Annotated in this window: 8 protein-coding genes; 3 read left to right on the top strand and 5 right to left on the bottom strand. The window is 43.2% G+C overall.

From position 1 onward, the window contains the following. Nucleotides 1–267 precede the first annotated feature (267 nt). From JMX95_RS12955 to JMX95_RS12970, 4 genes are all read right to left on the bottom strand, one after another. Entirely contained in the window at nucleotides 268–2,589 is a 2,322-nt protein-coding gene (locus JMX95_RS12955; RefSeq protein ID WP_060491229.1) for an NADP-dependent malic enzyme, read from the bottom strand. Nucleotides 2,590–2,948: 359 nt separating this feature from the next. Beyond that, nucleotides 2,949–4,415 (bottom strand): protein adenylyltransferase SelO, encoded by a 1,467-nt coding sequence (locus tag JMX95_RS12960; RefSeq protein WP_109592639.1) that lies wholly within the window; start codon nucleotides 4,413–4,415, stop codon nucleotides 2,949–2,951. A gap of 323 nt (nucleotides 4,416–4,738) precedes the next feature. Beyond that, the gene (locus JMX95_RS12965; protein WP_201561029.1) at nucleotides 4,739–5,917 is read right to left on the bottom strand and encodes an acyl-CoA desaturase; all 1,179 of its coding nucleotides are present in this window, start codon (nucleotides 5,915–5,917) and stop codon (nucleotides 4,739–4,741) included. Nucleotides 5,918–6,366: 449 nt separating this feature from the next. Next, nucleotides 6,367–7,095 carry a glycerophosphodiester phosphodiesterase gene (locus JMX95_RS12970; RefSeq protein WP_109592643.1) on the bottom strand — a complete coding sequence of 243 codons (729 nt, stop codon included), beginning with the start codon at nucleotides 7,093–7,095 and terminating at the stop codon, nucleotides 6,367–6,369. Between the two features lie 442 nt (nucleotides 7,096–7,537). Between JMX95_RS12970 and JMX95_RS12975 the strand changes: the two genes are divergently transcribed. Next, the gene (locus JMX95_RS12975; RefSeq protein ID WP_201561025.1) at nucleotides 7,538–8,476 is read left to right on the top strand and encodes a hypothetical protein; all 939 of its coding nucleotides are present in this window, start codon (nucleotides 7,538–7,540) and stop codon (nucleotides 8,474–8,476) included. A gap of 169 nt (nucleotides 8,477–8,645) precedes the next feature. On the opposite strand, the gene JMX95_RS12980 is transcribed toward JMX95_RS12975, so the two are convergent. Next, nucleotides 8,646–9,242, bottom strand: a complete 597-nt coding sequence (locus tag JMX95_RS12980; protein ID WP_201561026.1) for a cob(I)yrinic acid a,c-diamide adenosyltransferase — start codon at nucleotides 9,240–9,242, stop codon at nucleotides 8,646–8,648. A 226-nt stretch (nucleotides 9,243–9,468) separates the two neighbouring features. On the opposite strand from JMX95_RS12980, the gene cysS reads away from it, so the two are divergent. Beyond that, nucleotides 9,469–10,929, top strand: coding sequence for a cysteine--tRNA ligase (gene cysS, locus JMX95_RS12985; protein WP_201561027.1), 1,461 nt, complete (start codon nucleotides 9,469–9,471; stop codon nucleotides 10,927–10,929). A gap of 239 nt (nucleotides 10,930–11,168) precedes the next feature. Beyond that, on the top strand, nucleotides 11,169–13,169 hold the full coding sequence (locus JMX95_RS12990; protein WP_227676073.1) for a mechanosensitive ion channel family protein: 2,001 nt from the start codon (nucleotides 11,169–11,171) through the stop codon (nucleotides 13,167–13,169). Nucleotides 13,170–13,321: the final 152 nt, after the last annotated feature.

A 13,321-nucleotide genomic window follows, 5' to 3' on the forward strand; every position in this document is an offset into this window, starting at 1 on the left:
TTTGTTTGTACCAACTTAATCTGCTCTTTCTCATATGACTATCCTAGATTATTTTACTTATCTAGGACAGCCCCTTTATTTTTATTGAGCCAGTGATGACTGATACTGAATAAGGCTACGTTGCATCTTAGCCAATGTATAACAAGCAAAAAAAACCAGTCAACGCTATTTAATAGCATTGACTGGTTTTAGTATAGCAGACAGTCTCTATAAATGAATAACAGAGACCATCTTGATAATACATACTACTAGGTAGCGCAGGATATATTACTGATTTTCGCTCGCCAAATCTTGAGCTTCAGTAACGGAAAGAGCAGTCATATTGACGATACCACGTGCAGTTGCTGATGGTGTGAGAATATGTACTGGTTTGCTAGTACCTAATAAAATAGGACCAATAGAGGCGCTACCAGTTGCTGTCTTGAGTAGGTTAAAGGCAATATTTGAGGCGTCAAGTGTTGGTAAGATGAGCAGATTTGCAGCACCTTTCAACGGACTTGATGGCATGTTGTTTAAACGAATATGTTCATTCAACGCGGCGTCACCTTGCATCTCGCCGTCGAATTCAAAGTCTACATTCATATCTGTCAGCAGTTCATAGACCTTGCGCATTTTTACAGCACTGGTGCGATTTGAAGCGCCAAAGTTAGAGTGAGAAACTAGCGCGACACGTGGTGTGATACCAAAGCGACGTAACTGATCAACTGCCAAGACAGTCATTTCAGCCAATTGTTCAGCCGTTGGATCTTCGTGGATATAAGTATCGGCGATGAAAATATTACGATCTTGCATGAGTACCGCATTCATAGCATAGAAGTCATTCACACCTTCTTTTTTGCCAATAACGCTTTGTACATATTTTAAGTGCAACTGATAATGGCTAAACGTACCACATACCATGCCATCTGCAGCGCCATTTTCGACCAATAGTGAGCCGATCAATGTGGTCTTACGACGAACATCACGACGAGCAAGTTCAATACTCACACCAAGACGTTTGTTCTTCTCGTAGTAACCCTGCCAGTAGTCTTTATAACGAGGATCGTCATCGATATTGACGATAGAGATGTTCACACCATCTTTTAGACGTAACCCTAGTTTTTCGATATTGGCTTCGATGACTGAAGGACGACCAATTAAAATAGGTTGTGCTAGCTTTTCATCAACGACCACTTGCACAGCAAGTAAGATATTATTGTCTTCACCTTCACAGTAAACGATACGTTTTGGATCGGCTTTAGCGCGCGCAAAGATTGGTTTCATCACGAATGCAGAGTTATAGACAAACTCAGACAGGCGCTGACGATAAGCTTGCATATCAGCGATAGGTAAGGTTGCAACGCCTGAATCCATCGCAGCTTGAGCGACCGCAGACGCGATCTCGATGATTAGGTTTGGCTCTAAAGGCCCTGGAATCAGGTAATCACGACCGAAACTTTGCATTTTTTCGATGTTTCTAGCGCTGGTGGTCGGCGTTGCTTCAACGTGTGCCATCGCAGCGATGGCTCTTACGCAAGCGACTTTCATCTCTTCGTTAACAGTCGTGGCACCAACATCTAATGCGCCGCGGAAGATATAAGGGAAGCATAAAGCGTTGTTTACTTGGTTTGGATAGTCTGAGCGACCCGTTGCCATGATGACATCTGGACGTACAGCGTGCGCCAATTCTGGCATGATCTCAGGCGTTGGGTTAGCAAGTGCAAAGACGATAGGGTCTTTTGCCATACGGCGAACCATATCTTCAGATAACGTACCAGGCATCGATAGACCAAGGAACATATCGACATCATCCATCACTTCGTCGATAGTGGTCGCAGTCGTCTCACGCGCATAGCGCTGTTTGGTTTCGTCAAGATTTTCACGGATAGTTGTAATGATACCGCGTGAATCTGAAACAAAGATATTATTTTTGTTCACCCCAAGTGCGCAAATAATATCTAAACAAGAAATGGCGGCGGCACCAGCACCTGAACAGACGATTTTAATCTCTTCGATTTTTTTGCCAGTAATCAATAGCGCGTTGAGCATCGCTGCTGCAACAATGATTGACGTACCATGTTGGTCATCGTGAAATACTGGAATGTTCATGCGCTTACGTAATTCACGCTCAATTTTGAAACATTCTGGTGCTTTGATGTCTTCTAGATTGATGCCACCGAAAGTAGGCTCAAGAGAGGCAACAGCTTCGATGAATTTGTCTGGATCATTTTGTGCAATTTCAATATCAAAAACATCGATACCTGCGAATTTTTTGAATAGAACCCCTTTACCTTCCATTACAGGCTTCGATGCCAATGGCCCGATATTACCTAGACCCAGTACCGCTGTACCGTTGGTGATAACACCAACCAAGTTGCTACGGGCGGTATATTTAGCCGCTAACGTCGGATCTCTTTGAATCTCAAGACAAGGAACTGCCACACCTGGTGAATAGGCAAGTGCTAAATCACGTTGGTTTGCCAACTGCTTAATAGGGGTGACAGAGATTTTGCCTGGACGTGGGAACTCATGATAATGTAAGGCAGCTTGTTCAAACTGCTCTTTTTCTGTACTAAGGTTATCCGTATTCAAAGTGGTATCGTCATTCATAATAATTGCCATGGTTAGAATAAATTGGAATGAAGTAAATGGAGATAAAAATAACGTTTTACCCTCAAAAAATCATGGAATAATAATCCTCTAAGGGCAACGTGACGCTAAACAGTTAATAATTCAAAGTGTCAGGATTAGCGATTAAGCATTGAGCCAAAAAAGTAATCTAGTAGAATAGTTATTCTAGCACTATTGCCAATTCACTGCCTAGTCAGCTGCCGTGAACGGCGAGAATAATATAGTAAAATGATATTCATTATTTAGCCAATTAATAATGCCAAAAAATAGGGTTAAATATCAACCTTAATCTCATAATGTTTCAAAATATTACAGAATAGCAGTTTAATAACATATCATTAAGACGAGCAACTAATCGGCATTTGCGGCGCATGTGGGGTAGGCGGCATCGTGTCGAGAAGGGTAGCGATTGCTTGTACCTGATAAGGGTTAGCCAGTAAATCGAATACTCGACTCACTTCTTCGAACTGTCCTTGTTCTGCTGCCGTAATGGCACGCTGCGCCATACTATTACGCAGTACATAAACAGGATTATTGTGCTGCATATCATCGATAACTTGCTCAAGTGGCAGCTGCTGTATTTGCGCCATATAACGAGTCGACCAATCTTGCCAGACTTGTTGGGCATCATCGCTAAGCTCATTTGTCATGGTTGACAATAGCTGCTCTTCATAATGGTGCTCATTCGGCGCGACCAAACCGAGTAGCGCACGGAAGCTATTGGTATAGTCCAGCAAGTTGTCTTCTAGTAAGGTTAGCCATTCGAAAGCTAAGGTTAAGCTCTCTTTTGCATGCGGCAGCCCAAGCTTACGACAAAGCCCTTGCTGATAGTGCTGCATAAATGTGGCTTCATAAGGCGCTAGACAGTCTGCTAACGCCTCACGTGTTACGCCCTCTAAGCGCATAAAATGTGGCAGCCAAGCATTGAGATTCCAGTGACCAATAGCAGGTTGATTCTGATAAGCGTAGCGACCAGTATGATCAGAGTGGTTGTTGATCCAAGCAGGATTAAAACGCTCCATAAAGCCAAATGGACCAAAGTCTAAGGTGCTACCAGTGATAGAGAGGTTGTCAGTATTCATTACCCCATGAGCAAAGCCAATCAGTTGCCAATCAGCGATCATTCGTGCGGTTCGCTCAACCACCGTGGTTAAAAATGTCAGTATGGGAGCGTCACTATCACGGCACTCTGGATAATAAGTGTCGATCATATAATCAGTGAACTCAGCGAGTAAATCAGGAGCAAAGCTGGCAATCCACTCGATATGACCTAAGCGAATGTGACTATCAGCCACGCGCATCAATGCCGCACCTGCTTCCATGCGCTCACGGCGCACTCTGGTATCGGAGACAACAAATCCCAAAGCATTAGAGGAAGGAACACCTAATTGTGTAAGAGCATGACCACATAAATACTCGCGAATAGTGCTGCGCAAGACAGCACGCCCATCACCCATCCGCGAATAAGGCGTCAGACCAATACCCTTAAGGTGCAAGTCTTGCAATTGATTATTGTTATCGAGCACTTGTGCCATCAGCAAGCCGCGCCCATCACCCAATTGACCTGCCCATTGCCCAAATTGGTGACCCGCATAAACCATGGCCAATGGCTTAAAATCCGCTGGCATGTATTGACCACCGAGTATCTCTACCCAATGTGTCATTAAATCTTCATCATCTGTCCAGCCTAACTGTTGCGCAACTTGCATGTTGAAGTGTCCAGCACGTGGATTGTCCAGCGGCGTCGGCGGTTGCTCATGATAAAGGCGAGTGTCTAGATTGACATAGGTATTTTGATAGCGCATACAAGCCGTTCCTGCTTTTGAAGTATAAGTAAAGTGTAGGGGCAATAAAAGCACTATAGCATAGCCTTGATATTACATCATTTCACTCTGTCCATCTCTTGTAATAGCGCACCCAAAAACCATGAGTAATATTGAATGCATTTAGCCTATCAAACAAAGATATTGCTTCCACTTGTCCTTTTGATTTCTATAAATCAATGTTCGACACGAGCTATAAAGGATGAGCAAAAAAATCCCTCTATCTGCTACAGATAGAGGGAAGGAGAAGCTTTACAATTATCGTTCATCACAAAGGTAATAAAATACAGTTTAATAATCAGCGATTATGCCGCTTTTTTACTGATGCCGATAGAGCGAAACGCAGTTTTCAAATTGCTATTATGCTCAAGAATTTTTTGTTCAATTTTGGCATAGTCGTGCTTTAGCTCATCTTCCACTTCATGCAAGCGATCGGCATATTCTGTTTTTTTCAGCTCAATCGTTTTAGCTTTGAGAGCTTGCCATTCTTCAACAGTCTGCATAAAGGCATCATATTCAAACTTAATACGATCTTGGAAGCTCTTCATCGCATGAGGAAGATCAATGCCGCCCACTGCTGCCGTATCAATCTGCTGCTGAGCCGCTTTAAATTGCATTTGTACTTCTGCATGCTTGATAGTGGTGTCATCAACGGTACGTAGCTCACTGGTTAAGCCCAGCTTTGATAGGCTAGCAATCAACCATTTAGTAGGATCATACTGCCACCATTTTACCCCGTTACGATAGTCGTATTGGAAGAAGTGATGGTAGTTATGATAACCCTCACCCCACGTAAAGATAGCTAAGAAGAAGTTATCGCGAGCAGTATTGGTATCCGTATAAGGACGCGTGCCAAACATATGACATAGCGAGTTAATAAAGAAGGTAAAGTGGTGCGTCAGTACTAGACGTAGTAAGCCTACGATGACCAAAGTACCCCAAACATCACCCAATAACCAACCGATCGCAGCGACCACACCGATGTTTAATGCCGCAACCCATAAACCGTAATATTTATGCTGAATTTGCAGCGTTCTATCTTTGGTTAGGTCAGGGATATTTTTATAGTCAAATTTACCGCTAGGATAATTGCGTAGCATCCAGCCCATATGACTAAAGAAAAAGCCACGCTTTGCTGAGTACGGGTCTTCTAAGCGGTCATCGACATGACGATGATGCGTACGGTGACCAGAAACCCAATCAAACGCTGAACCTTGTACGGCAAAGGTGGAACCTAGCAATAAAAAGTTTTTGACGATCGGGTGCGCTTTATAAGCACGATGCGATAGCAGGCGATGGTAACCCGCCGTAATACTGATACCTGTCCATACCATAAAGGCACCAAATACGCCCCAAACTGGCGCGCTAACATCATGAGTAAACAAATACCATGGTGTAATGATCGCAGCAGCAATAGGTGTGGCTACCAAGATAGTTGCTGGAATCCAATTGATCGGCGCTTTTGTAAACTCAAACTCGCGCATATCAATGCTGTCTTCTTTAGTAGCGACATCTTGCTCTCCCGCAGCATGAGCGTAGTTGCGTTTGGCAACAGGCTGCTCATTAAGCGAGCTTGCAGTTTTACTCTCGTCAAAACGTGTCTTAAAACGTGTGGCTTGAGTGCTGGCGGCTTTGATAAGCGTATCACCAGATTTGATAGCGAAACGTAAGCCTTTAAGCGGTAAGCCAAGTGCTTTTTTTGCAATCATATAATATCCCTAACGGTATTAATTTAAGCCTATATGATACCTTAAAAAATCAATAAAGTGAACAGTTATACACTGTAAAAATATTGCTAAATAACAATAACTTGTATTGATTATGGAATGTATTAACGAAAATAATGGATGACTTATCAGGCATTGAGGAGAAGTGTAAGTAACACCGTAGATATGTAGATGATTTTAAATAAATCAAATAAAGGCGATGCTTATTAACCCAGCAGTAAATAACTCGGAAAATCAGTGATGATGACGTCAGCTTGCCACGCGATCAGCTGTTTAATCGTGTCAATATCATTGACCGTCCACGCACTCACTGGCAAGCCATAACGGTGGCTATGTTCAATGACTGCTCGACTAATAAGCGGATAGTGGATACCTAGCTGAATACAGCCAAGTTGCAAGGCGGTATTCGGCGCAGTCATTAAGACTTCAGGTGTGCGAATGAGCAAGCCGCGAGAGATAGGCTTTAGTAATGGATGACGTTGTAAGCGAACATGTAGCTCTACATCGAAACTGGTCAGCACAATGGGTAGTTTGGCAAGTGGGCTATCGATGAGGTTGCGTGCCAATGCTTGTACCAATTTAGCATAATCAGTACGGTCATGCGTTTTAATCTCCAGTTCAATATCAGTAAAGCCAGTTAGCAACGGTGCTACCTGCCCTAATGTCATAATCTGATGACCAAACTGCGAATGGCGTTGAAGCTCAGTAAGATTTAACTGATCAACACGTGCTTGCTGACCACACATGCGTTGCAGCGTGTCATCATGAAACACGATTAAATGACCATCCGCACTCAGTTGTACATCAAACTCAACCCCTGCTAGACCCTGAATGTTAAGACGTTGAGCGTACTCAAAGCCTGAAAAAGTATTTTCTAATGCTTCGCCGCGCGCACCGCGATGACCCAATAAAAGCGTGTTTTCGAAATTTATCATAATTTATATGGTTGGTTAGTTAGTGATACGCGCAATCATATAGTGCTAAAACAACAGCGTCTAATAAAATTTGCTCGATAAAGCAATATTACTATGTGGTTCTTTTTATCCAAAAACTTTATAGATATGAGCTGAGCGAAATCTTAGAATATGTTTACTGTCTGTCAAACATTCAACAGACCCTAGTTGATCGCGGTAGTCTAAAAGCGTATTTACAGCGAATTCATAAGTATGTATTTGTTATGTTTTTGCAACTAAATACAGGTTTTACCTATAATGAGGGGCGTTATTTGTATATCCATGGGCTACACTAATGAACATTTTATTTAAACACCGTATAATAATCTGGTTTTCAAACCTAGGGCAGCTAGGGTTGCGGTTTGAACATCAATCACTGTCCATCAGTGGCGGTACGTATTAGTAAATTGGGAGCAAAAGAAATATGAGCGTAGCAAATAAAAACGTGAGCAAGTGGTATAAAGTGGCTGGTATTGGCATGGTATGTGGTTTAGCGCTTGCTGGCTGTGATCGCTCAGAGAAGGAAGATACCACCGAGACGGCAGAGCTTACAGAGCAAGAGTCTACGTCTACTGAAAACACCGCAGCTACTGCGGTAAGCTGTGATGACCCAATGGTACAAGATCGTCTCAAAACGGCTCTGAAAAACACGCTCAATCAACAAGCACAAACACTGGCTGCCAACTACGCAAATGATGCAGAGATCAGTCTCGCTAGCGGCGCTATCACTAATAAAACCAACGGCATTGTGATTGATGTACAAAATGCTGCAGTCTTACAAGCAGCCAATGACAATGGTATGACGACTTGTCAGGCAAGCGTGAGCATGACGTTACCAAGCGAAGATTTGTATCAAGCCAGTCAAGTACAAGCAGCCAACAATCAGCCGAGCCTACAATCACGCTTAGCGCAAAATAACATTCGTATCAACAATAACATGTTGGTTGATGATGCCTTTACCTATGTCGTTGGTACTCAAGGCGGTCAAGTACGCACACGTATTGCTGGGCAGCCAGCATTGATTACTGTGGTCGCCGATGTGATGGCAGGTTCTGTATTTAAATCAGCGATGGATGAGCAGCGCGCCCAACGTAGCACTGAGCGCCGTGCAGCACAAAACGATGACAGTCAGTCAGCACCCGTTCGTCAGCCTCAAGTAGTCAAGCCAGTTGAGCCGATTCGTCCTACTCAGCCTGCCACGCCGCCGACTATTAACAATCCAAGCAGTAGTAATACGGATAATAGCAGCGCGTCAGCCACTCCTGAGGTTAAAACCCCAGCCACACCCGCTGTACCGAAATCAGTACCTAAAGATGAAAGTATCGATATGGTTATTATTGAAGATGACAGCGCTACTTACTAATTAGTAAGATTTAGGCTGTTGTCGAATAATATTGTCGTCACTGAATAGTATCGATTAGTCAGTAAAAAGCCCGCAGTGTTAAGGTTGCGGGCTTTTATATATTTTATTCTAGACCTTGATTCTAGGGTGTTATTTTAGCGTTTTAGTTCACTGAAGTAGTCTTGCGCGATTATTTTTTATCAGCGAATTTTTGTAATACCTGACTGTCCCATAAGACTTCAGAGACTTTGTTGGGATCTGTACAAAAGCGAGCAGCGACAAACAACCAATCCGATAAGCGATTGATAAAGCTCATGGCCGTACTGCGAATCGCTTGTGGTCGCTCTTGTTGTAATAGCACTGCTTGGCGCTCAGCACGGCGACAGACTGTACGCGCAACGTGCAGTTGGCTGACCAATACCGAACCTGTGGGCAAGATAAAATCTTTTAGCGGCGGCAAGGTCGTATTCATTACATCAATTTGCTGTTCTAACCATGTAATGTGAGTGGCATTGACGCCTTCATATTCTGGCATAGCCAGCTCACCACCGATATTAAACAATAGATGCTGAATGATGACTAACGCTTGAGAAAATTCTTTCTCTATAGATTGCCCTTTATTATGCTGTAACTGAGCACGTACCAGACCAATGTGTGAGTTAAGCTCGTCGATATCACCCATTACGCTAAATAGATTGTCTGCTTTGCTGACGCGGCTGCCGTCTGCCATGCCAGTGCTACCGTCATCTCCAGTACGCGTATATATTTTGCTTAAACGATTGCCCATATCTAAATCCTTAACAGTTTTTATGATTGAATGATGTTAGTTGCGGGCTCATTGTAGTATTTTATGGCTGTTTTCGCTAAGATAATGGGTTAGGTTTTATGTTGCCGTTGTTTTTACAGTTATAACGACCATAGTCAGTGCTGTTTAATATCCAAACATTGATTATATTTTTGTTTTTATTTTATCTGTTTTATCTATTTTATTTAAATTAAAAGGCTTTTTAACCATGACCACACCACTTGCCGATGCGATGTCTCAGCTTGCTATTTATGACTCACTGACTGGCGGAAAACGTCAGTTTGTACCACTCAAATCAGGGCAAGTAGGCATGTATGTGTGCGGTATGACCGTTTATGATTATTGTCATATTGGGCATGCTCGAATGATGATTGGGTTTGATATGGTGGTACGTTGGCTTACGCAATTGGGTTATGACGTTAATTATGTGCGCAATATCACCGATATTGATGACAAAATCATCGCGCGCGCCGCCGAGAATGGCGAAGAGATAGGTACGTTAACGCAGCGTTTTATTGAAGCCATGCACGAAGATTTCGCAGCACTTGGTTGCTTGGCACCTGATGCTGAGCCGCGGGCGACTGACCATATTGATGACATGCAACACATGATTGAGACGCTGGTTACAGGTAATTATGCGTACACAGGCGACAATGGTGATGTCTACTATGCCGTCGATAATTTTGCAGATTATGGTAAATTGTCTAAGCGTAATCTCGATGAGATGCAAGCAGGTTCACGCGTCGATGTCGAAAATGACAAACGAAATCCGTTTGACTTTGTCCTGTGGAAAGCCGCGAAACCTGATGAGCCGCAATGGGCGTCACCATGGGGACAGGGGCGTCCAGGTTGGCATATCGAATGCTCAGCGATGTCGACCAAGTGCTTGGGTAGTACCTTTGATATTCATGGCGGTGGTCACGACTTACAGTTTCCGCATCACGAAAACGAGATAGCGCAGTCTGAAGCCGCGACTGGCTGTGAATACGCGCGTAACTGGATGCATGTCGGTTTCATTAATGTCGATGGCGAAAAAATGTCTAAGTCATTAGCGAACTTTTCAACCATTCGCGATGTGATAGCAAAATACCTACCTGAAACGGTGCGCTTTTTCTTATTATCAAGCCATTATCGCAGCCAAGTCAATTTTTCTGACAACGCATTGGATGAAGCACATAATAGCCTAAGCAGGCTATATAATGCATTAAAATTGGCCGAACAACAAAAAGGGCAGACGCTCGTAGTCAGTGATACGCTGATAAATGATGCTTATAGTAGCAGTGCCGGACAAGACTTTATCAAAGCCATGAACGATGATTTTAATAGTTCAACGGCGATCAGTGTACTGTTTGGGCTGGCGCGCGACATTAATAAAGCCATTAAAGCCGAAGAGGTAGACACTGCATGGCAATTAGCAGAGCAGCTCAAAGCGTTGGCACAGGTACTCAATATTTTACAGCAGCCAGTTCAACAGTTTTTGCAAGCAATAATTGGTGAACAGGCAGATGATGGGTTAACCGATGACACTATCGATGGTTTAATCATTGAGCGTGCGGATGCCAAAACCAATAAAAACTTTGCGCGTGCTGATGAGATACGTGAGCAATTAAAAGATGCTGGTATTGAGCTTGAAGACAGCCGTGCTGGCACGACATGGCGCCGTGCTTAAGGCAATTATGTTACAGAACACCCATATAGATAGTCATAAACTAAGTCAGCTTTGAGCTGGCTTTTTTTATAGACTAAACTAGGGCGTATCATCATTCTAAAAATGGTGCTAAGAACAAGACAAATTGCAGTCAAACCAGAAAGATCAAGCTAAATTGGCTATGTAATATATGTAAGAATAAGCTTTGTAGGCAAGCTTCAAGAGATGCAAACATCAAGTGAATTAATGGCTTTTAAAATATGAATATTCTCAAAAAAAGCATTGTTGGCGGTCATCGTATAGCAATTGATACCGACAGTGACCACTATCCTAACGCCCAGCGTTGGAATGTGCGCGCCAGTACTTTGTCATTACTATTGGTTTTTTTTATAGTCAGCATGAGTGCTGTGTTTGCACCCGCTAATGCCGCAAGCACTAGCGATAGCAAACAAGCTGCGGATGAGCAGTCCATCTCGTCATCAACTTCAATTAGCAAGCCCGATAATCTGGCTGAATATGCCACTCAAAAAATCAATACAATTAAAGACGAAAGCCTCAGCATCTCTGGCGTTGCAGAAGAGATATTTGATCCTACCGAGCGCAATGTAGTAGAGCAAGCGGGTAATTTGCAGGGCGATTCTGGACTGACGGGTGAATACAATGAAAGTTATTATTTGCTAGACAAGCTCAATGTAGGCTTGCCGCCATTATCGGAGCCGCCAAATTTAACCACGCCACTGGCGACTTTAGAATTTTTTCAATCAGCGGTCATGAAGCAACAATACGACTTGGCCGCTTATGCACTTAACATGAATTTAATCGATCAGAAAATTCAGCGTAACCACGCGCTTGAGTTATCAAAACGGTTGGATTTTTTGTTAACGGAAAAAGAGCTTTATGTTTTTGATGATCTGCCAGATCGCCCAGATGGTTTAATCGAGCCGCCACTTGGCAATACCAGTAGTATCATGGGCATCCCTAGACGTTCGATTCAGCTAGGCTATATCGACTATCGTGAGCGCCGTGTCCCCATCTATTTGCAACGAGTACGGGTTGGTGAAGCTGCGCCTATTTGGGTGTTTTCTGCACAGACAGTTGATAATATCGACAATCTCTATGAGCAATATCATCCAGCGGAATTTGAGCGTTATTTACCTGGATGGTTAAAACTTAAGATTTTTAGTATTGCACTATGGGAGTTTTTGGCATTAGCACTGTTTTTCTTAGTGACCATGGGAGTAGGGTGGTTACTCAGTAAAGGCACGGAAAAAATCATCAGCCGTTATATCGACGATGAAAAATACAGCAATTATGTTGGTAGTACTAATGGCGTGGCAGATTTGGTTAATAAGCTGACCGTGCCGTTGACTTTTACCATCAGTTTTTTGCTCGTCTTTACTTTAGTGTCAGGCGGCTTTCCTTATTTGGATGCGGTAGCTTCATCGACTCGTCCGCTTATCTGGATTGGGCTAGTATTTAGCACCTTATGGCTTGGCATTCGCGTTATTAACTTTTTTGCTAATCGCTATCAAAGCCTACAAATTGAAAATCTGGCTGAAGAGCACTTTGATAAAGAGCGCCGTCGCCGTACTTATGTATCGATATTTCGCCGCGTCTTTATTTTTGTCATGATTTTGGGCAGTATTTGGATTGGTCTCAGTGAATTTGCCAACATGGAAGGCCTTGGCAAAACGCTATTGACCTCGGCTGGTATCGCAGGCGTGGTCATCGGAATTGCCGCGCAGCCGATACTGGGTAACATCATTGCTGGGGTACAGGTGGCCGTGACCCAGCCGGTACGGATTGGCGACAGTGTGATAATGGATGGCAACTTTAGTACCGTTGAAGACCTGCGTTATACGTATGCGGTACTCAAAACATGGGATGAACGTCGATTGATCGTGCCGATGCGCGAATTGATCACCGAAACGGTAGAAAACTGGTCACATACAGAAGTACATCAGACCTGTCCTGTGTTTTTATATGTCGATTATGGTGCAGATATTGATGCCATTCGCCAGCAATTTATATCGGCGGTTAAAGACAATAAGCTTTGGGACAACAAAACTGAGCCTGAAATGTTTGTCGTTGAGGTGACTGCCAATATTATTCACCTGCGCGGCGCTGTTTCAGCGGTAGGTCCCATAGAAGCATGGACACTGGCCTGTGAGATACGTGAGCAGATGCTGAATTATCTATATAGCAAACAAAAAGCTTATCTGCCTGCTGAACGTTTAATATTGAAGGGTAAAGACCAGTAACCGACGATTGAGTATATTTTCTATGCTTTTAAACAGCTGGTCTTTACGGACGTCGATATCGATAGACAAGCGCTAGCAAAATAAGCTGACAAATATAGCATGCGATTTGTCTGATTATTTGTTATAATATGGCGTTATTTTTAAGGGATAAA

The sequence above is a fragment of the Psychrobacter sp. NC44 genome (genome assembly GCF_904846655.1).
In the GTDB taxonomy this organism is placed as follows: Bacteria; Pseudomonadota; Gammaproteobacteria; order Pseudomonadales; family Moraxellaceae; genus Psychrobacter.